Origin of the sequence: uncultured Kriegella sp. (assembly GCF_963975415.1) — a bacterium.
In the GTDB taxonomy this organism is placed as follows: Bacteria; Bacteroidota; Bacteroidia; order Flavobacteriales; family Flavobacteriaceae; genus Kriegella.
In genome coordinates, this window is record NZ_CAXBGN010000004.1 from 448,022 (window position 1) to 468,220 (window position 20,199).

Annotated in this window: 19 protein-coding genes and 1 riboswitch; of the genes, 8 read left to right on the plus strand and 11 right to left on the minus strand. The window is 38.1% G+C overall.

The window, feature by feature from the left end:
- Positions 1-21: 21 nt before the first annotated feature.
- A riboswitch (cobalamin riboswitch) is annotated at positions 22-252 on the minus strand.
- 521 nt (positions 253-773) lie between these two features.
- The 5 genes from AACZ88_RS11635 to AACZ88_RS11655 all read right to left on the minus strand — a co-directional run bounded on the left by AACZ88_RS11635 (position 774) and on the right by AACZ88_RS11655 (position 7,845).
- Positions 774-1,424: a peroxiredoxin-like family protein gene (locus tag AACZ88_RS11635; RefSeq protein ID WP_339710267.1), complete on the minus strand. Its 651-nt coding sequence runs from the start codon at positions 1,422-1,424 to the stop codon at positions 774-776.
- A gap of 361 nt (positions 1,425-1,785) precedes the next feature.
- Positions 1,786-2,664, minus strand: a complete 879-nt coding sequence (locus AACZ88_RS11640; protein WP_339710270.1) for a hypothetical protein — start codon at positions 2,662-2,664, stop codon at positions 1,786-1,788.
- A 455-nt stretch (positions 2,665-3,119) separates the two neighbouring features.
- Positions 3,120-4,070, minus strand: coding sequence for an alpha/beta hydrolase (locus AACZ88_RS11645; RefSeq protein WP_339710273.1), 951 nt, complete (start codon positions 4,068-4,070; stop codon positions 3,120-3,122).
- Positions 4,071-4,621: 551 nt separating this feature from the next.
- Complete coding sequence (locus AACZ88_RS11650) at positions 4,622-5,677, minus strand: ATP-grasp domain-containing protein (RefSeq protein WP_339710276.1); 1,056 nt, start codon at positions 5,675-5,677, stop codon at positions 4,622-4,624.
- 935 nt (positions 5,678-6,612) lie between these two features.
- Positions 6,613-7,845, minus strand: coding sequence for an adenylate/guanylate cyclase domain-containing protein (locus AACZ88_RS11655; protein ID WP_339710279.1), 1,233 nt, complete (start codon positions 7,843-7,845; stop codon positions 6,613-6,615).
- A 200-nt stretch (positions 7,846-8,045) separates the two neighbouring features.
- Between AACZ88_RS11655 and AACZ88_RS11660 the strand changes: the two genes are divergently transcribed.
- Positions 8,046-8,267 (plus strand): hypothetical protein, encoded by a 222-nt coding sequence (locus tag AACZ88_RS11660; protein WP_339710282.1) that lies wholly within the window; start codon positions 8,046-8,048, stop codon positions 8,265-8,267.
- A gap of 270 nt (positions 8,268-8,537) precedes the next feature.
- Here the strand turns inward: AACZ88_RS11660 and AACZ88_RS11665 are convergent, their stop codons facing one another.
- The 4 genes from AACZ88_RS11665 to AACZ88_RS11680 form a co-directional block, all read right to left on the minus strand.
- Positions 8,538-9,434, minus strand: coding sequence for a DMT family transporter (locus AACZ88_RS11665; RefSeq protein WP_339710285.1), 897 nt, complete (start codon positions 9,432-9,434; stop codon positions 8,538-8,540).
- Between the two features lie 83 nt (positions 9,435-9,517).
- Positions 9,518-10,378, minus strand: coding sequence for a helix-turn-helix transcriptional regulator (locus tag AACZ88_RS11670; protein ID WP_339710287.1), 861 nt, complete (start codon positions 10,376-10,378; stop codon positions 9,518-9,520).
- Between the two features lie 128 nt (positions 10,379-10,506).
- Positions 10,507-10,923, minus strand: a complete 417-nt coding sequence (locus AACZ88_RS11675) for a VOC family protein (protein WP_339710290.1) — start codon at positions 10,921-10,923, stop codon at positions 10,507-10,509.
- A gap of 215 nt (positions 10,924-11,138) precedes the next feature.
- Positions 11,139-11,753 (minus strand): hypothetical protein, encoded by a 615-nt coding sequence (locus AACZ88_RS11680; RefSeq protein WP_339710292.1) that lies wholly within the window; start codon positions 11,751-11,753, stop codon positions 11,139-11,141.
- A 380-nt stretch (positions 11,754-12,133) separates the two neighbouring features.
- Here AACZ88_RS11680 and AACZ88_RS11685 point away from each other — a divergent pair, with 380 nt between their 5' ends.
- Entirely contained in the window at positions 12,134-13,207 is a 1,074-nt protein-coding gene (locus AACZ88_RS11685; protein WP_339710295.1) for an IS110 family transposase, read from the plus strand.
- A 131-nt stretch (positions 13,208-13,338) separates the two neighbouring features.
- Here AACZ88_RS11685 and AACZ88_RS11690 read toward each other — a convergent pair whose 3' ends face one another.
- Positions 13,339-13,788, minus strand: a complete 450-nt coding sequence (locus AACZ88_RS11690; RefSeq protein WP_339710298.1) for an FKBP-type peptidyl-prolyl cis-trans isomerase — start codon at positions 13,786-13,788, stop codon at positions 13,339-13,341.
- A 171-nt stretch (positions 13,789-13,959) separates the two neighbouring features.
- Between AACZ88_RS11690 and AACZ88_RS11695 the strand changes: the two genes are divergently transcribed.
- The 6 genes from AACZ88_RS11695 (at position 13,960) to AACZ88_RS11720 (ending at position 19,363) form a co-directional block, all read left to right on the plus strand.
- Positions 13,960-15,123: an ABC transporter substrate-binding protein gene (locus tag AACZ88_RS11695; protein ID WP_339710301.1), complete on the plus strand. Its 1,164-nt coding sequence runs from the start codon at positions 13,960-13,962 to the stop codon at positions 15,121-15,123.
- Entirely contained in the window at positions 15,124-16,155 is a 1,032-nt protein-coding gene (locus tag AACZ88_RS11700; protein ID WP_339710304.1) for an iron ABC transporter permease, read from the plus strand.
- A 73-nt stretch (positions 16,156-16,228) separates the two neighbouring features.
- Positions 16,229-16,996, plus strand: coding sequence for an ABC transporter ATP-binding protein (locus AACZ88_RS11705; protein ID WP_339710307.1), 768 nt, complete (start codon positions 16,229-16,231; stop codon positions 16,994-16,996).
- A 64-nt stretch (positions 16,997-17,060) separates the two neighbouring features.
- On the plus strand, positions 17,061-18,404 hold the full coding sequence (rmuC, locus tag AACZ88_RS11710; protein WP_339710310.1) for a DNA recombination protein RmuC: 1,344 nt from the start codon (positions 17,061-17,063) through the stop codon (positions 18,402-18,404).
- A 44-nt stretch (positions 18,405-18,448) separates the two neighbouring features.
- The gene (locus AACZ88_RS11715; protein ID WP_339710313.1) at positions 18,449-18,814 is read left to right on the plus strand and encodes a 6-phosphogluconate dehydrogenase; all 366 of its coding nucleotides are present in this window, start codon (positions 18,449-18,451) and stop codon (positions 18,812-18,814) included.
- Positions 18,815-18,817: 3 nt separating this feature from the next.
- Positions 18,818-19,363, plus strand: coding sequence for an acyl-CoA thioesterase (locus AACZ88_RS11720; RefSeq protein WP_339710316.1), 546 nt, complete (start codon positions 18,818-18,820; stop codon positions 19,361-19,363).
- Here AACZ88_RS11720 and pgl read toward each other — a convergent pair.
- Positions 19,356-20,072 (minus strand): 6-phosphogluconolactonase, encoded by a 717-nt coding sequence (gene pgl, locus AACZ88_RS11725; protein WP_339710318.1) that lies wholly within the window; start codon positions 20,070-20,072, stop codon positions 19,356-19,358. The genes AACZ88_RS11720 and pgl overlap by 8 nt on opposite strands.
- Positions 20,073-20,199 lie beyond the last annotated feature (127 nt).

The following is a 20,199-nucleotide window of genomic DNA, read 5'->3' on the forward strand; positions in this document are numbered from 1 at the left end:
GACCCCTATCCCGAAGGTCAACATATTAGTTCTGAATATGGCAGGTCTCCTGACTTGCGTACTACCATCGACCTTCCCGCCCCCAAGAAACCAAGTTAAATGTGGGCAGTGGTATACTAAAGAAAATGGTAGCCGTCCGAATACTTAAGGACAAAGCTTACAGTTGCGGGAACAGTTCCGGATTTTAACCGGATTCCCTTTTAATCGACCCGACAAAAATTACCGGACCAAACCAAAATTCGTGGGCGAAGGTAATAAATTAAAATAAGGAATTAAATAACTTTCAGATTTGGATCGAGGCTTTCTATAGGGTCTGCCATTAGGCTTATCTTGCCCTTAGTCAGTTTAGTTTCAAAAAAAATATATCATGGTCAAAACCCTTATAGCTATCAAAATAACTATAAATTCATTTCGTTCAAGATTAGATAATGGAAAACTCGACAACATTGGAATTGCACTACCACCTCAAATTCTAAATACATTACCGGAGCCAATATTTAGTTTTCTCAATTTAACCACAGCTAAATACACTCTTTAATAGATCAATATAATATTCTTGGCATACTCAAAATTGAACTGCTTAAATAATCGAACATAGAAACAGCCGCCGCTAATATCATTACGGTGAACCCAACAGGGCCAAAGACTTGATTGGCGACAGCTCCCAAAGAATTTTCCTTAAATGAAGCCAACGAATTGCCAAGTACGCCTTGTGAAACTATTTGTACAACAATATAAAAATTGCTATCGTAGATTCCAGTAAAATTAAGTTCTTAAGATAGATTTTTTAAGGCCTCAACAATCTCATCAGGCTCTGAACGTTGTCTATAATCAACATTAACATAACTCCATTTGACTATCCCGTCATTTCCCAAGACGAACGTGGCTGGAATCGGTAATATACTCGCATTCCCATTATTGATTTTTTTTAAATCAAGGTTACGATCTACCCGCATATGTTCCATCAAAAACTCGGGCACCTCCCAGGCAACGCCATATCGGGAAGCAACTTTTGCATCTTGATCAGACAATACAATGAACTCCATTTTACTAATTTCATTTTTTGTCAATGACCCGTCGGGTACCTCTGGGCTGATGGCAACTAACGTAGCACCCAGTGCATGAATGTCGCTTAATCGGGCTTGTAAAGCTCTCAGTTGCAAGTTGCAGTAGGGACACCAACTACCACGATAAAATGTGATAACAAGCGGACCTTTATCCAATAAAGTAGATAACGATATTGCTTTTCCTTCAGGGTTAGGTAGTACGAAATCGGGAGCTTTCTTTCCAATTTTAATAGCATTTTCACCTTGTTGGAAAGCTTTTGCTTTAATAATAATATCATCAACACCTTTCATGAAGTCAGGATTTGCTTTTCGTCCCGCTGCAATTTTTGCATCAGTCTGTTCCTTTAATTTTTTCATTATTCTTATTTAATCAGATATACTATATTTTAAACTATAATCTAAAAAGTGTAAACTATGTCTCTTTAACCTAGTAAAGAATATCTTTTAGCGTACCAAACCAACTACAACGCCCGAATATATTAGTGCATATGCGTCGGCGATAACAGCGTGCAGGTCGACGCGTTGGCCATTTTTCTGCCATGCACAAAGTGTAATCTCTTGGTGTTTTTTTCTTTTTTGCCATATCAAAACCCCATCCCGATAGTTGGCAATATCGATCTCATAAAAGTACGCAAACTATTCGTTACAGCCCGAAAATCATATGTTCCATAGATTTTGCTGTAAAACGTTTTTTCTATGAATATTTTCTAAACCGCTTTTATTCATTTACATATTCCGTCTCTTTAAATGCAATACTTTTCCTTTTTAGGTACTCCCAGATTAAAAGCACATTCTCGGTTTGAGATATTTCAGAAAAATCCGCTTGAGATAGACAGTAGGTAAGAAACCCATCAATATTTATTTCAGGTATGTCAAAACTTTCGGATATTGATTTTTTTGAAAAATTAGCAATGATTTCTTTTTCTGCTGCTATACTTTTTTCACGGGCGACCATATCTTCTAATTGTTTGGTTTTTCCGGAAATTCTATTCATTGTTTTATCAGTGTTTACCATAACGCCTAATTTGAAGAATCCTAAAAGGAATTTATCCTCCTTTAACATCTCTTCTATGGTCATAAATCTCGCATATTTGCCTCTATCGGCTACAAGAAGTAGTCTTTCGCTTGACGGCAATATTCTTAGATCTGCATTAGGCAAACCCAATGTTGAAGAAGTAACTCTAGATTCAATATTCAACTTTTTAATGTCATTTGTAATGTTACCCGTTAAATTATAGGGTGTAACTGTAACTTCATTTAAATTAATAACATTCTCTATGAGATTCACAGTTACCGAAGTTTGGAGCATTATTGTGTCTGAAATGACCACTTCCTTCGTTAAATATTGAACTGCTGTAAATCTAATGGAATCTCGCAATTTAGCCTCTATAATGAAGTAGCCTAAGGAATCTGAAATTGTCGACTTTTTAGAATTTAAGTTAATTATTAATACGTTGGAAACATCATTGTTAAGACTCTTTACACTGCCCTTTATAAGCTTGGTATTCTTCGATCTAGATAGGGTGGCGGTTTGTGCATTACCAATAGAGAGAAAGAGTGTTGAAATTGAAAATAATACGAGTCGTTTTATTTTCATAAAATTCGATTATCGATGGTAAAACTAACTTTTACCCCCTACAGTGGTTGTTAAAGAAGCGGTAATTATATCTAAACGAAAAGATAAAAATCACCCCGATACTATCGAGGTGATATACTTGACAAACACACCGAAGCTAACGTATTCAATAATTTACACCTTATTTATTATTGCCATGGTGCCTATTGTATAAATTAGCGAAAAAGTCTACCAGATTATGGCCGATCCGATGATCGATCATAACATTAGGTATGCAGGCAAAAAAGCAGCATCAAGAAAAACTCTTAATGATTTGTGGTTGAGCCACAGTGTGCCCAAGGGAAATTGCGCTATCATAGGCTTCAGTAAATTTTAGTCTCTTATTTTAAACTTAACAGACTGTCGTGTTTTAGGGGGAATATGCATCATTTATTTAAGCCGTTCTTACTTCGATTCAAGTGGTTTCGGTTTACTTTTTAAGTATTTTGTCGTTCTAACCATTTTAAAATTGCCTGATTAGTTTCTTCAGGAAGTTCTTGTTGAATCCAATGACCGCAATCTAGACTGACCACGTTCACATTGGGCACGAACTCAGCTAATCTTTCAAACTTAGGAATCATATCATAATTACCATAAATCATGAGTGCGGGATGTTGAATAATCGGGTTCACCTCTGCCAATATTTGCCAATTGAGATCAAGGTTTCTGTACCAATTTATACCTCCTGTAAACCCAGACGATTCGAAGGCGGAGACGAACACGGCCAATTCGCTATCGCTCAGTATGGGTTCGCCTAGTGGTTTTTCCGCTCTTGCCAGATTAATCATCAACATTCCTGGTTCAGGGGGAACGGGAGGTACATTTTTACGGAACATATTACGAAGGAACCTCGATGTGTTTTCTTCTAAAATAGCATCTGCTACTCCTGGCTGTCGATTGAAATGAACAAAATAAAAATCTCCGCCAAATACTTCTTCCATGAATTCAATCCAAGGCTTTTCTCCTCGCTCTTGATAAGGCAAAGCCAAGTTTATCACTCCGTTTACCCGTTCTGGGTGTAATTGTGACAGTCTCCAAGCAACATTTGCACCCCAATCATGCCCGATAAAGGTAGCATCTTCGTATCCGTAATAGTCGAGAAGTGCGACTAGATCACCCGACAAGTGTTCAATATCGTATTCGATTACTTCGGTCGGACAGGATGAGTTGCCAAAACCTCGTTGGTTCGGAACGATTACATGGTAGCCTGCTGCGGCAAGAGCCGGCACTTGATGGCGCCAAGAAAAGGCATGCTCAGGAAAGCCGTGACAGAGTACAATAGGTTTTCCTGCATTTTCCTTGCCTGCTTCAAAGACTTCGAGAGCTACACCGTTGACTGAAATCATAGTCGCCTTTGGGAAGTCAATTATACCAAATTTTGGGTTCATTACGTTTTTCATTCGTTTTATTGCTTAATAAATTAGTATGGTGCAAACGTAAACCTGATCAATGACAACCCTTTGTCAGGGGTCATAAAAAAATCGTGGTATTCCTCAAAATAGCCTGTAATGTAGGCCAAGTATACGAGAAACAGTCCTCGGTCACTTAATACCGGGAAGAATACGAGCGTAATTCAGCACATATAAAAAGCAAACGGCAGAGCACGGTAGAACCCGTTTTGGGTACGCATACCCAGTTCATGGCCTGAGAAAGATAAAAACCAACGAACCGGTACAGGCCAATAAGGTGATACACCTCTCGGCGATTGCCTATAACCAGAAAAAGTACCTGAAATTGGTCGTAAAATATTTAAATATCGGGGCAAGTGTATTTGTTCTGTCTTCACTTGCGAAAAACTTCGTTCATTACCTGTATGGTGCCCGAGAACCGCACCGAAAACTGGCCTTGTATAGCTAAACATTAAAGACAAAAGCCTTTTAAAAGAGCATATACCGGTTCTGTTTGTCTGAAACTATGTGCTGGTGCAACGGTTACTTGACTACCTGCAGGCTTTCCATTTTTGATTCAACATATTATTCAATAAATCAAAGTAACTCCATCCGATTTTTCTTGCAGAGAGTAAAGTCAGACTATCTTGGTTTTTTCTATGAGGTCTTGAAGGTCCAGTCATATTCGGTTTCATATTTAAGTCAAATAGAAAGTATTTCCCTTGTTCATTTGCCCTGCAATCTATTCTAATCGGTGCTTTTATTCCAATTAACTCGGCTGATTTGACACAATGTTCATATACTTCTTGGATTTCAGTTGTCTGTAGTTCATCATCGCTCAAAACTTTACTGTTTTCCATCACGGCTACTATACCGTTATAAGGTGCAATTCCGCTATTATGATTAAATCGCTTAACAGCTGGCAAACACCAAGGTCTATTAAAATATTCCTCGCTGTTATTAATCACGTAATTTCCTTTCGGCATTATAGTAATTGTAATTTCCTGTCCGTTTAAAAATTGTTCAACATAGGCTGCGTTTCCGTAATTACTTTCTAAAAAAATAGCGTTCAAATTTTCTATGAGTTCACTGCGATTTTCAATTTTAGCAACGCCTTGACTTCCTCTTCCCCTAATGGGCTTTAGAACCAATGGAAACTCCAATTCCAATGATAAATCATTGTAATTCTCAATAGTGATAAGTTCGTTTTTAGGAATGGGAATATTGTTGGATTTCAATAAGCTATTGGTGACCATTTTATCATCATAAACATCAACCAATTCAGGTATTTGTCCGACAATTTCCAATTCTATGTCAAGATAATTTTCTATCGTATGGTGTTGATATAGCACTGTATTTAACCAAAAGATTTTTGCTCCTTTTTGTAATGCCGTTTCAATCCCGTTTTTTGTGTCTGGAAAAACCCAATCCGTGTCATTGTGTTGATTTGGATTTTCAACAGGTGTAATTACATCAATGTTATTTTCTAATAATTCAAAAACAATATCAGCACCACTATCAGAATAACCTCCTGGCTTCATAGGTTTTTGAATGCCATCTTTTACAGGTGGAAGTTGAGCTTGGTACAATATTGCTATTTTATTCATTTAATTTTTTTCAGTTTGCAGGTAACGTTTAGTAACCGAGTCAACAAGGGGAACTTCGCCCCAAGCCTCTCGCAGAACCGTAGGTGATAGTCCTCTTGTATCTTACTAAAAGACAATCATTAACGTTTTTCATTGACAAATATCATAGAAATATTTCGTATATTTCTTATATGAATTTACCAGATTATATTAATCAGATAAATACTTCAATTATTCTTATAGTTGTACTTTGTGTACTTTGGGCTTTTTTGACATACTTTAACAAAAAAGGTAGGAATTTTCGAAGTAGTAGAAACAAGAGGGCAAGAAATCAGTTCTAGAAGATTGGGAATATTTTTGCTAATCATTTTCTTTTTTATTTCCAGCTGGGTTAGCTAGCTTATTTCTCAATACATTTTGTCAATAAAGAATGTAAGCCCATGTGATTTATTTTCAAATCTGATTGAATGAGCAATGCTGCAACTTGCTAAAGTCCGCGCATTGTTCCGTTTTCCTTCCTTATGTTACCTATTGATGACAAAATTACAAATTGGTTTAAAAAGTCCAGTTATAGTAATAAAGGTAATTCCGATGATTAAGCGATATTCGCTAAAAACATTATTCGGATACAAGTCGGTCAGAGATATTATTAAAATTATTAAAGCTAAAATCCAAACCAATCCAATGGTAATCAAGGCTATTTTTTTCATATAAAATATGTTTAAAAATTCTTAATTTAATTACTTATATAGCCTTACAAAACGTTCAAAGAGCAAGGCAGACCACCTACTTGCCTTATCGGCGTTTATGGAAACACCTTAGCATACTTATTGAGAGCTTTTGCAAGGCATGTAAAATTAGCTTTCCACTTCTAACCTAATACCAAAAAGCCTCTGAAAAAAGCTTGGATGAATCCGTTTTTAATGAACTAACAACTTGTGCAACGGTTACTACTGTTAGCTATATTTTATAAAATACATTTCCAATTTACCCTTTCCTTTCGCTTGAATTTTCTCCCTGCTTTCGCAAGTGATATCATTTTTGACAAGCTGGTAGGTTGCCTCCGATATATTTATTTTGCCAGGATCTCCTAATGATTCCATCCGACTTGCCGTATTAACGGTATCTCCAAAGAGATCATAGTTGAATTTCTTCTTTCCAACTACGCCAGCCACTACTGGTCCTGAATGTATTCCAACTCTCATCCTCCACTTTATTTCATGTTTTTTATTTCTCTCCTCCAGATAGGACAACATCTGTTGGGCAGCTTTAATACAACTAATGGCATGATCTTTAACCGCTTCTTCAAGGCCACATGCAGCCATATATGCATCCCCAATTGTCTCTATTTTTTCAACTCCCGCCTCTTCAACAATCTCATCGAAGCGGCCAAAAATATCATTGAGTTCATTGACCAAAGTGATTGCGGGAATGCTAGCCACCAACTCCGTAAAGCCTTTGAAATCAGTAAACAGAATAGTTACATTTTTGTGCCTTTTGGGTACTGTTTTACCAGTTTCCTTTAGATCTCTTGCCACATTTACAGGAAGAATATTATGTAAAAGGTCATCTGATCTTTTTTGCTCAACCCTCAAAGACTCCTCCGATCTATCAATCAACACAGACAAAGTCCATGCGATCGTAAAGCAAATCAGTCCAGTTGTGCTGATGTTAAACATTTGCAGAAAATAGGGATCAAGTACATTATAGTGAGGAGTAAATTGGGATTGAAACGTAACCGAAACAATCAAAGTCAAGACCCCCAGCATGCTGAAACCAATAGCTAATTTTCTCGCACTTTTGGGAAAAGTCATGTATGGTGTAATTATTATGATGAAACAAATGACCCAAACCCCTGACGAGTAACCCAACAAATAAAGAAATAGAATAATTCCAATATAGGACGTAGCAGTAAACCAAGTTGAAGCCAATACCCGCCAACCTTTGCCATTGAATAACAGAACGAATGAGAACATCAATGCCAACAATCCATTGCTTCCGTAAAGTATTGGGGAATCTGTAATACAAAAAGCAGTAATCATCCACAGCACCATAAACAAGATGCCAAGAATCGAAGCGATATTTGTTATGCGCAAATACCTATTCTCAGTTATAGAAAACTCCTTATTAGCACCAATATCAACTATTCTTTGGAAAATTGGAGTTTTGTTTTTATCATTATTGGGCATTATGTTCTAATTATTTTTATCTATATAATTGACTATTTTCAAATTCTGACTAACGTCTCGGCGAAAGTTCGTTGCTGTAATTCGTCCGCAAGACAATCCAGCCGAACCCAAAGTTAACTTTTAGCGTAGGATTTCCGATAGGAAATCCGCAAGCGATGAACTTTAGGCTTTGTGCCATTTGTACAAGTTAGCGAAAAAAGTTGTTGAAGATCATTCCCGATTCGGTAATGGATCATAACTTTAGGTATGCAGGGAAAGAAGGACTATCAAGAAACACTGTTCTCCTTCTTCCAGCTGAGCCAACGGATCTCCAAAGACAATTTCTACAGGTGATTGAAAGATGCACTGGAACTGGACTTTCTTTACCCGTTGACCAAGGGGAATGTGTAAACAATAAAGAGGGCAGGTATATGAAGGGCTAACGCCAGAGCACGGTGGAGCCGGTCTTCGGCACCCTTGCCCCATTCATGGACCTGCAAAAGATAAATACCATTAGGCTAAAGCGGGCCAACAAGTTATTGAAACAGGCATTTGCCATCGCCAAATCAGGTATGCCATATGATGAGAATCACGTTTCCGTCCAAGTCAAAGGGTAGGGCAAAAAAGAGAACGGGGGCATAACCCGATAACTGGTTTTAGGTTTGGGCACAGAATAATTATGATCTAAAATTAATCAGGACAACAGTTGTTTTTCAACTCAGTTCTTTGTTATGCACGGTATTTTTCTTTCTCTTTTGGGTGTTCAGTAAACCACCAAGTACGACACATGACATTCCAATTAAGTATACTGTATAAAATGGCTCGTTAAAAATGACTATTAAAAAAATGGATGATAAAACAGGTGTTAAAAAAACAAATGGTGCTATAAAAGACGCTTCTCCAATTTTAAGAGCTTTAATCCAATATATATATGAAAGTCCATTCACTAAAAATCCATTAATAAGAATCGGTACTACAGTATTGAGGTTAGGTGTTTTAAATTCGGAATAGAAGTGCATTGATATAAATGAAGCGAAACTAGCTGTTAAAAAGTAAATTGTTAATAATAGCGTATCATCAATTTTTATTTTTTTACTTAACACAGAAAATAATGCAAAAACAAATGCTCCTGTAAACACAATTAAGTCGATATTTAAATTTTCAAATTTTAATTGTTCAAAATTACCTTTTGTAAGCACAAAGAAAACTCCGATAAATCCCAAGAGAAGAGATGCTGTTTTATAAATTGTCAGTTTTTCTTTTAATAGAATGAGGGATAACAAAACGATTAAAATTGGCCAAGAATATTGTACAATTAAAACTTCCATTCCTGGTGCGTTAGCATACCCTAAATATAATAATACGTAATACAAATAGGTGCCTAAAAAACCTAAACAAATAGCTTGAAACCATTTAACTTTTGAAATTTCAATTAGTTTTTGAAGACTTTTTTTATAAAGTCCAATACCAAAAAAAAACAGTAATGAAAACATGCTTGACCAGAAAAGAAATTGATGGTTATCTAATTCATTTTGCCCTAATTTGGATACTACTGGTATTAATGACCATAAAAATACACAGGCTAAAACATAGAGAATAGATTTATTCATATTAGCTTACTTTACATTTGTTAGAATGCAAACTTCTATTTTCTTGATATAGGCTAATAGAACTATTTAGGATTTGTATGGTACTATTTGGAATTCAAATTTAATTTAGCAGAATTTCTATATGCTATGGGTGTTTTTTCGAAGTGTTTTTTAAACGCTTTTATAAAATAAGAGCTTTCAGAAAAACTAAGTTCTCCGACAATTTCCTTTACACTCAAATCACTGTAGCACAACATTCTAGCTGCTTCATTTAGTATGTAGGTTTCTAAAAATTTTGCAGGTGTAAGCCCCGTATTATTTTTGAGTATTCGATTCAATTTTTTTTGTGAAATAGCCATTTCTCTAATGTAGAAAGCCATTTGTTTTTGCTCTTTGTAATGTGTTCTAACCAAGTGCACAAATTGCTCTAATATTTTTACATCATTATCTAAATCTTCTATTTCTGTAAAGTTCTTAAACTCCTTTATTTTAGTTAGCAGTATGTGTAAGTAATTCTGTAAAATAATAACCGAACTATTTTTATTCTTATTAAAATAATGGTTTAAAAGATTGAATTCATCATTGAGTAATTTAATTTCTTCACTCGGCACTTTAATATATGCTTGGTGAATGTGGTGAAATAGTAAAGTAGATTTATTTTGAAAACGGTCTAATAAGCTATCGTTAAAACTAACAACATAACCTTGAACGTCTTTATTGTATGTTATTTTGTGTAAGTAATAAGGTGCTAAAAGAAAAATAGTTCCACCTGTATAATCATACCTTTTGTTCTCTATTATATGCACTCCTGAACCATTCTCAATCCAAACAATTTGATAAAAAATATGGTGATGTAGCAATGTTCCATCATTATTTAAGGTTTGGTATTTACCATCAATAATTTTGTCTATTACAATTTTTCTATCGTACTTCTTAAGTAATTTTTCAAACTTCTTTTTTATCACTTATTGCTGTTTTTTTTATGTTGTGCACGACGATAGGTGTTTGCCAAGTAGTCTTGGTGCAGCTCCGGAAATAGCGGCCATACGGTTACCCCTTCAACCCGCATTATAGATTTTGTTGTACGCAGGCTTTACTTATTTTCATTATAGAGTAAATTGAATTTGTGTCCGTCTGGATCTGTAAAAACACAAACGAAAAATCCATTTTCATCATAAAATTCCTTTCGGTCTTTATTAGAGTCAAAGCGGATTTTCCCGCCCGCATTTTTGATAAGGTCAACCCATTTGTCATATTCGTTTTTAGATTCCGCCGATAGTGAAAACATAACTTCGTTTCCTTTACTTAAATCAGACAGTTCGCCTTCTAAACTTTCCTTTAGTTTCTCTTTTTTGAAAAAATGAATCACAAAATTTCGGTTACTAAAAAGGAAACTAACCAACTCTTTATTAGGTTTTCCATTTAATTCAAATCCTAATTCTTGATAAAATTTCTGGGTTCTGTCAATATCATCTACACCAAAATTCGCCCAAATCATCTTTGGTTTCATATAGTTCACTTTTGGTTTTTTAGCTTGCGTACAACGGTTCGGCTCGCGTAGTGCGGAAGTAAGGAAACCTTTCGTTTACGTCTTAGCAAGAAGCTAAATCTTATTGTTTAGTTTTTTTTCTTAATCCATAAGATTTAGCGACATTATAAATATACACAGACCTTTCGATTTTGCCCTAAAGTCCGCATTACGTTTAGGTTTTTAGCACACTTTTTTTACATATTGTGATTAATCAAAATTACGAGTCTATCTTTTGGTGATATTAAGAAAAAGTCCGTTCCACCTCCTTTTCGGTAAGCATAATAAGCTCCTTTGTTTTTAGCCACATTTCTTATAAAATCCTGTTTAGTGACTATTTCTCCTTTCCAGCCGCCATAGATTGGAGTGGCGAATTCCAAAATATCGATTTCATTATCTTTTATTGGAGTAGGAGTCCATTTAATTTCTGACATATTCTCGGGTGGATAGTTTTCAAAAAAGGTAGAGTCAGGGTTTTTGAAGTATTGGGCGTATTCTTCATTAAATTTATAAATATCCAGTGTATATCCTTCTCCACGCACACCTATTTCTTCATAGTCAAACTCTTTCCAACTCCAAAAGGTTTGCCCAGTCAATAATTCTGTCCGTTCTTTAATCTGGAAATTTTTTGACAATGGGAAAATCCCAAGATTCCAAGTTATAAATATTAATATAATTCCCAGAATTGAAGTTTGAATCCAGAAAGATGTGGTTTTTCCTCTTTTATAGAGTTTAAATAATCTATAAATCCATACAGAAGTTCCTATTAGGATTGTGATTAAAATCAAAAAGATTATTAAATAAAAAATCATTGGTTTTAAATGTGTGCTAACGGTTTAGCTCGTATGTTTGGTTCTTGGTTTGAAGATAAGATATTTTAATGGACAAAATAGTTTAAAGGGAAGGGTGATTTCGAGGTTTGGCTAGATACTTTTAGTAGATATCGCTTCATAGGTTCTATACTCTTCCCAAGCTAATCTTTAAAGCATTAGCTTGGATACTTAACAACAGGCTTAAATAGGAGGGACAGCGAGGTCTCGGCTAGATACATTCAGATGATATCGTTTCATAGGTTTTCCGCCCTTCTATAATTTTCTTGGAATCTGAACAGTACCTAGATCCTAAATGTGCAGAGATCGAATCAAATGCGAGCAAAGATGCTAAAGAGAATTCTAGCCTTAAAAAATAGGATATGGAAAAGCAGTTAAAACAAAGTTTGGGTATCGATGTTTCTAAGTTGAATCTATCATTGTCATTAGGTTTCCTAAGTAAGAGGCTGGTCAAGGAATTTAAGTCCCATTCAGATGTTCCCAATGATATAAAAGGCTACAAAGAACTCTTGAAATGGTTGAAAGCATCGGTTGACCATGAGGTGGAACTTTTGGTGGTGATGGAAGCTACCGGCGTTTACCATCAGCGTATTGCACATTATCTACACGAACGGGGGTATTCGGTCTGTGTAATGCAATCGGGTCGTGTAAAGCGCTACGCGCAGAGTTTGGACCAACGTTCTAAAACGGATGCGCTGGATAGTAGAATGTTGAGTATGCTAGGGCTTGAAAGAAGTATTCGCCTTTGGCACCCGCCCAGCGAAGAGTTACAGGAATTAAAAGGACTGAGCAGGGAGCGCAGTTCATTGTTGAACGATAGGACAATGGAGACCAATCGCCAAGGTGCTATCGCATCTGGAGTTCATAGTAATGCAAGAGCATTGAAAAGGCACAAGATCAGATTGAAGCTTTTAAATACACAGATAGCAGCGGTTGAGGAAGAGATGCGGATACTGATCTCTAAAAATGAAGTATTAAAAAGGAAACTTGATTATTTGATAAGTATCCCCGGTGTATCTTTCATATCGGCGGCTACGGTAATCGGGGAAACTTTAGGATTCGAATCCATAGTCAACGCCAAGCAGTTGGTGAGCTACGCCGGTTATGATGTGGTACTGAGGGAATCCGGCAATTTCAAGGGGAAGACCAGAATCAGCAAAAAAGGTAATAGTCATATTAGGGCGGTACTTCACATGCCTTCGATGGCCTGTGTGCGTTGTAACCCGACATTGAAACAATTCTATAACAGATTAAAGCCAAACAAAGCAAAGCCGTTGGTGGCTCTTGTGGCGGTTCAGAGAAAACTATTGATATTGATGTACACCTTATGGAAGAACGAAGAAGTGTATGATGCAAAATTTGAAACAAAAAAGCAGCAAAAGCATGAAGCTCTTGCTGCACGGGATAACAACTTGATAAATCAACCTGTTTCCTAAATTATCAAAGAAAAGACTTGTTTTTTGACACAGTACCTATTCCCTTATTCATTTACAACCATAAAACAGTAGCACAAATCAACACCCTTTTGAAAAAAAGGGTGTTTTGTATGTAAAAGAAATTGATAATTTTAATTAACGGAGACTAAATTAACCTCGAAAATAAGTACAGAGCCACCAGGTATACCTGCCCGACCAGAACTGCCGTAGCCCAAGCTCGATGGCACCAAAAGAATACCATTGCCACCCTCTTTGAAATAGGTGATCCCCTCCGTCCAACCAGCAATCACTTGTTGTAAGTTAAAAGAGATCCCCTCGGCATCACTTTGATCAAACACTGCCTTATCGGTAAAATACCCTTTGTAGGCCACGGTCACATCTGAAGTTGCCGTCGGCTGTTCACCCGTACCTTCCTCGTTGATAACATAGTACAATCCCGTGGCACTTTTTTCGGCGTTCAAATTATTGGCAGCGATATATTCTTGAATTTCCAAATCGTTTTTTACGGTATAATCCGTTTCTTCAGAATCGTTACAGGAAACAAAAAGTGTACAAACGAAAATAATCAGGGCATACTTCATAACAGTTTTTTTAAAGGCGCAAATATAATAAAAAGTGGTTTTCACAGGGAAACCAACACTAGATTAATTATAGGGGTGCCAAGCAATAATCGGAAAACCATCTTTCGGTTGGAAAATAAAGACTGTACCTTTATCCCGTAAAACAAATGTTCATCAGATCGATTCAAATTAATGGATAAGACCAAAATTCGCTTTCTTACGACCGCTGTATTTATCGTGCTGCTATCTATTATAGGATGTAAACAACAAAAGCAGCAACTGCCTACAAAAAACGAGGCTATTGTAAAGACACTTGGTTACGCCAAGGGGTTTACCATAGTAAAGGAGGCATCGGGTGTTACCGTCATTACGATAACCTCGCCTTGGCCGAATGCAGGGGCAGCATTCACTTACGCTTTGATTCCGAAGGAAAAGTTGGCTACCATCACCTTGAACAAAGCGGCATACGATGCCATTGTTTCGGTTCCGGTAGAGCGAATCGTTGCCACCTCAACAACCCATATTCCGGCCTTGGAGGCTTTGGGTGTCGAAAATCGGTTGGTCGGGTTTCCGAATACCGATTATATTTCCTCTAAAACTACACGAGAACGTATCGCTTCCGGAGAAATTAAGGAATTGGGCAGTAACGAAGCGTTAAATACCGAAATGACCTTGGAACTACAGCCTGATCTGGTGGTTGGTTTCTCAATTAATAATCAAAACAGTGCCTACGAAACCCTACAGCGCTCCAACATTCCTGTGGTTTATAATGGCGACTGGACGGAGGAAACCCCATTGGGCAAAGCGGAGTGGATAAAATTCTTTGCTCCATTTTTCCAAATGGAACGTAAGGCCGATAGTATTTTCAAGGGTATCGAAACCTCGTATACCGAAGCAAAAGAATTGGCTAAAAAAAGCACATCAAACCCGACGGTCTTTAGCGGTGCCCTCTACAAAGACGTTTGGTACATGCCAGGTGGAAAAAGCTGGGCGGCCCAGTTTTTAAAAGATGCCAACAGCAATTATTTATGGTCGGCTACCGAGGAAACGGGAAGCCTCTCCCTAAGTATCGAAAGTGTATTGGAAAAGGCTCAAAATGCCCAATTTTGGGTCTCGCCATCACAGTTCACCTCGTACCAAAATATGAAAGAGGCCAATCGCCATTACCAGCAGTTCGGCGCTTTTAAGAACAAACGTGTCTTTACGTTTGCCAAAACTATGGGAGATACTGGTGGATTGTTATACTATGAACTCGCACCACAACGACCCGATTTGGTATTGAAAGACCTTATCCATATTTTACATCCTGAATTGTTGCCCGAACATCAACTTTTCTTTTTTAAGCCCTTGGACTAATTGGGAAGCGCTAACACATATCGACTTAATTTCATCCTTTTATTTGTCGCCTTGTTGCTTTGCACGGGCATCAATATTAGTTTGGGATCGGTCAGCATTCCATTGGAAGAGACCTTTACTTCACTTTTTGGTGGAACTCTAGAAAATACTTCTTGGGACTATATTCTTTGGAACTATAGAATTCCAAAAGCATTTACCGCCATACTTGTGGGAAGCGGACTGGCGTTAAGCGGACTGCTGATGCAGACCCTATTTCGAAATCCCTTAGCAGGTCCCTTTGTACTGGGCATCAGTTCCGGTGCCAGTCTAGGGGCCGCATTACTCATCATGGGGGCATCATTATTTTCCGGACTCTCTATTTTCAGCTTCGTAAACGATGTATCACTTGCCATTGCGGCCAGTATTGGAAGTTTTTTGGTGCTAATGGCGGTCATGGTGGTCGCATCACGCGTAAAAGACACCATGACCCTATTGATTATCGGGCTTATGTTCGGGAGCATCACCGCGGCCATTGTAAGTGTACTTTCCTATTTTACAGATGCGGAGAAACTGCAACAATATATCTATTGGTCGTTTGGCAGTGTGGGCAATCTATCTTGGTCACAATTATCCCTTCTGCTAGGTATTATCTTTATAGGAACAATACTGAGTTTAGTTTCTGCAAAATCGTTGAATGCGCTTTTATTGGGGGAAAATTATGCCCAAAGCTTGGGCGTTAATCTTAAGAAATCACGGTTTTACATCATCATTGCAACAGGAATACTTGCAGGTGGAATTACTGCATTTGCAGGACCCATTGCCTTTATAGGTTTAGCCGTACCCCATTTGACACGACAAATATTCAATACCACCGACCACAGAATTCTATTACCGGCGGTTTTAATATATGGAGCGATTTTAATGCTACTTTGCGACACGGTAGCTCAATTGCCCGGGTCGGCCAATGTTTTGCCCATTAATGCAATTACCAGTATTTTAGGGGCCCCGGTAGTCATATGGTTGCTGGTTCGAAAACGCAAAATGGTATTTTAACCCACAGTTGCACAAACAAAGGTATTTAACGCATAAACGTAAGTCCATTAATAACACCTCTAAAAATAGCATCTTGGAAGCGTGTCAACTGACGGTCGGTTACCGAACGAAAAAAGCGCGGAACAGTGTTGCCTCGAACATTAACTTCGCTTTGGGCCAGGGAGAACTTATGGCCATCGTTGGGGTTAATGGTGCTGGTAAATCGACCTTACTGCGTACCTTGGGCAAAGTACAGCCCCAATTATCGGGAGAAGTGTTTCTCAATGGAAAAAATTTGGCAAACTATAGCCCCATGGCCCTCGCGGCCGAAATTAGTGTAGTGCTAACCGAACCCATTGCCTCAAAGAACATGACCGTAGAAGAATTGGTAGCCTTGGGAAGACAGCCCTATACCAATTGGGTAGGCACTCTGAACGATGACGATAAATCAAAAATAAAAACCGCCATTTGGATGTTGGAGCTGGAAGCCCTACAACATAAAAAATGCTATGAACTAAGTGATGGCCAGCTACAACGGGCGATGATTGCTCGTGCCCTTGCCCAAGATACTGCCGTTATTTTATTGGATGAGCCCACTACCCATCTCGACCTGTATCATAAAGTTCAAATTCTTAAAGTATTAAAGTCTATCGCCCACGAGACCAAAAAAACCGTTGTTTTTACCAGTCATGAAATTGAAATGGCGATTCAGATATGCGACACCATGCTTTTGCTTGACCCTACGGCCCATACCTTCGGGCCGCCCTGTAAACTTATCGAACAACGGGCCTTTGAACGTTTATTTCCGGCCGATACGGTTTCGTTCGATGCCAAGACCGGTTCTTTTAAGATAGAAAAGTAGCCTGCGGGGATATCCTATTTTTAAAGTCAAACACTTATCTTTACTCCAAACACTAGTGCACCAAATGAACGAATATTTGATATATCTTTTAATTGGATTGGTTTGCCTTATACTGGGCTTTTTTCTAGGAAATTACATCCAAAGCTTAAAAACCAAGTCAAGCCAGAGCGCACTCGAAGAACGTGAGCAGCAATTACACAACAATCTTACCATATTGGATGGAAGGTTGCGCGATGCGGAAGAGCATAAACTGCACCTACAGACCGAAAAAGAACAATTGGGCAATCAGATCGTACGCTATCAGGCCGACTTGGAAAATTTACAGTTAAAGAACAGGGAGCAAAAAGAAGAAGTAGAAAAACTTCAGGAGAAATTCACCAAAGAATTTGAAAACCTTGCCAATAAAATACTGGAAGAGAAGAGTTCAAAATTTACCGAGCGTAACGAAAAGAATATCAAAGACATTCTTACGCCCTTAAACGAAAAAATTCAGCTCTTCGAAAAGAAGGTCGAAGAAAGCCAAAAGGAGAATATTAGCATTCATTCGGCATTAAAAGAGCAGCTGTTAAACTTGCAGACGCAAAACTTGAAAATCACCCAAGAGGCAGAAAATTTGACCAAAGCCTTGAAAGGCGATAGCAAAATGCAAGGCAACTGGGGCGAACTGGTACTCGAGCGGGTTCTTGAAAAATCAGGACTTGAAAAAGACCGTGAGTATTCGGTGCAACAGAGTTTTACCCGTGAAGATGGTACACGGGTACTTCCCGATGTGATCATCAACCTGCCCGATGGCAAAAAAATGATCGTCGATTCTAAAGTCTCATTGACCGATTACGAACGTTTTGTTAATGCCGAAGATGACCAAAGGGATAAATTTTTGAAAGACCATATCAATTCCCTCAGAAGACATGTAGACCAGTTATCCGCCAAAAAATATGAGGACCTCTACGAAATGGAAAGTCCTGATTTCGTATTGATGTTCGTACCGATAGAGCCTGCCTTTGCAATTGCTATAAACAACGACAGCACATTATATAATAAGGCTTTTGAACGGAACATCATAATCGTTACCCCCTCGACGCTATTGGCTACCTTACGTACCATCGACAGCATGTGGAACAATGAAAAACAACAGCGTAATGCAATTGAAATTGCACGTCAAGCGGGCGCTTTATATGATAAATTCGAGGGTTTTATAGCTGATTTGACCAAGGTGGGCAAAAAGATGGACGAGGCAAAATCAGAATACAAAGGAGCCATGAACAAGTTGGTCGAAGGCCGTGGAAATATCGTTATCAGTATTGAAAAACTGAAGAAAATGGGCGCCAAAGCAAAAAAATCTATTCCCGACCCTATTTTAAAAAGGGCCAAGGAAGACGATTTTGAGGAAATCGAGGAAACCTCATAGCTGGCTTTTAGATCGCCTAAAAACAGAACACTTATACTTTTTATATGAAAAAAATACTATTTATCGTCATCGGAAGCCTGTTGACATTGCTGGTTGTTTACTACGCCATTATTTACTTCGTTCCTTATAGCGAGGGAGTACGCTCGGGAGAACTGATCAAAATAAGCAACAAGGGGGTAATTATTAAAACTTGGGAAGGAGAAATCAGTCAAGGTATCTCAGGAGCGCAGATATTCTCTTTTTCGGTATTGGATAAAGACCAAGATGTTATCGAAAAGCTAAAGGAATATCAGGGAGAATACGTAAAGGTTGGGTATACAGAGCGCTTCGCGACATTTTTTTGGTTGGGAGATAGCAAATACTTCATAACCGACGTGCAAAAAGAACAATCACCGCATTTTAGAAAATAAAGCATGGAAAAATTTAAAACAGCGCATGAATCGAAGGTCTCGATTACAGAACTGATGCTTCCCTCCCATTCGAATTTTGGGGGCAAGGTGCATGGAGGCCATATTTTAAATCTTATGGACCAGATCGCCTTTGCCTGTGCTTCAAAGCATTCACAACGTTATTGCGTAACAGCTTCGGTAAACCGGGTCGATTTTTTACACCCCGTTGAAGTAGGCGAACTGATTACATTGAAGGCTTCGATCAATTATACAGGAAGAACCTCAATGGTGGTAGGGGTACGCGTAGAATCGGAAAACATTACCACAGGTACCAAGCGTCATTGTAATTCTTCCTATTTTACGATGGTCGCCAAAGATGAGCACGGAAAAGGTATGACCGTACCCGGTCTGTTGGTAGAGGACGAAGAAGGTGTAAGACGATTTGCACGGAGTAAACGCCGAAAAGAGGAAGCCTTTTCAAGAGATACCCAATTCGATTCCTCCAAATTCAAAATAGAAGAACACATGAAGTTTTTGGAAGGGGAGAATATCAAACTTTCCCTCAGTTAACACCTTTCGCAGCTGCGGCGTCTAGAAACCAATGTAGATTTTCAGATTCAGGAGCTACCAAACTGGCAGGATATTTTTCGAAATCTCCGGTTTTGTTGATAATTTCCTTAACTTTTTCTGTCTTGCTATCTCCGGTCACCAAAAAAGCAACAGCTTCCGAATTATTAATAATTTTGCCTGTTATAGACACTCTTTTCTGTCCAGAATCGGGGTGAATTGCCACTGTACAATTTAAATCTGAATGCCATAACTCAATTTCATGGGGGAAAATGGAAGCCGTATGTCCATCATCGCCCATCCCCAAGATGACCAAATCAAACTGGGGAATATCATTGCCCCCCTTTGGTAATTTATGCTGCAATACCTTACCATAACGTTGCGCCTCTTCTTTGGGGTCGTTTTCACCTTTGATCCGGTGGATATTTTCCTCGGGGATATCAATTTTGGAAATCAAATGTGCCACCGTCATTTTATAGTTGCTATCATCATCGGCTGGTGGTACACAGCGTTCATCGCCCCAATACAGATGTACCTTTTTCCAATCGATGGATGTTGCATAGTCTGCTGCCAATTTATCGAAAACAATTTTTGGGGTGCTTCCTCCTGAAAGCGCCACATGCACTTCTGGTCGAGAAGCTATAAATTCAGTTAAATATTTTGAAAAAGCTTCAGCGACTTGCTGTTTGGTATCGTAAGTATGTAGTTGCATTTCTTTATAGTATCATTGGGTTAAGATTCCGAATATAGAAAAGGCAGTAAAACGAAATTGCCGTCAAAGTACATCAAACATACCATTGACCGGCTTTCAGTCGCAAAGCCTATTCACCAAAATTAAA

What these genes read in the sequence shown, in the direction of transcription:
- AACZ88_RS11635 (WP_339710267.1), bottom strand. Translation starts at nt 1,424, where the DNA reads ATGAAAAAATTAAAGGAACAGACTGATGCAAAAATTGCAGCGGGACGA.
- AACZ88_RS11640 (WP_339710270.1), bottom strand. Translation starts at nt 2,664, where the DNA reads ATGAAAATAAAACGACTCGTATTATTTTCAATTTCAACACTCTTTCTC.
- AACZ88_RS11645 (WP_339710273.1), bottom strand. Translation starts at nt 4,070, where the DNA reads ATGAACCCAAAATTTGGTATAATTGACTTCCCAAAGGCGACTATGATT.
- AACZ88_RS11650 (WP_339710276.1), bottom strand. Translation starts at nt 5,677, where the DNA reads ATGAATAAAATAGCAATATTGTACCAAGCTCAACTTCCACCTGTAAAA.
- AACZ88_RS11655 (WP_339710279.1), bottom strand. Translation starts at nt 7,845, where the DNA reads ATGCCCAATAATGATAAAAACAAAACTCCAATTTTCCAAAGAATAGTT.
- AACZ88_RS11665 (WP_339710285.1), bottom strand. Translation starts at nt 9,434, where the DNA reads ATGAATAAATCTATTCTCTATGTTTTAGCCTGTGTATTTTTATGGTCA.
- AACZ88_RS11675 (WP_339710290.1), bottom strand. Translation starts at nt 10,923, where the DNA reads ATGAAACCAAAGATGATTTGGGCGAATTTTGGTGTAGATGATATTGAC.
- AACZ88_RS11680 (WP_339710292.1), bottom strand. Translation starts at nt 11,753, where the DNA reads ATGATTTTTTATTTAATAATCTTTTTGATTTTAATCACAATCCTAATA.
- AACZ88_RS11685 (WP_339710295.1), top strand. Translation starts at nt 12,134, where the DNA reads ATGGAAAAGCAGTTAAAACAAAGTTTGGGTATCGATGTTTCTAAGTTG.
- AACZ88_RS11690 (WP_339710298.1), bottom strand. Translation starts at nt 13,788, where the DNA reads ATGAAGTATGCCCTGATTATTTTCGTTTGTACACTTTTTGTTTCCTGT.
- AACZ88_RS11695 (WP_339710301.1), top strand. Translation starts at nt 13,960, where the DNA reads ATGGATAAGACCAAAATTCGCTTTCTTACGACCGCTGTATTTATCGTG.
- rmuC (WP_339710310.1), top strand. Translation starts at nt 17,061, where the DNA reads ATGAACGAATATTTGATATATCTTTTAATTGGATTGGTTTGCCTTATA.
- AACZ88_RS11715 (WP_339710313.1), top strand. Translation starts at nt 18,449, where the DNA reads ATGAAAAAAATACTATTTATCGTCATCGGAAGCCTGTTGACATTGCTG.
- AACZ88_RS11720 (WP_339710316.1), top strand. Translation starts at nt 18,818, where the DNA reads ATGGAAAAATTTAAAACAGCGCATGAATCGAAGGTCTCGATTACAGAA.
- pgl (WP_339710318.1), bottom strand. Translation starts at nt 20,072, where the DNA reads ATGCAACTACATACTTACGATACCAAACAGCAAGTCGCTGAAGCTTTT.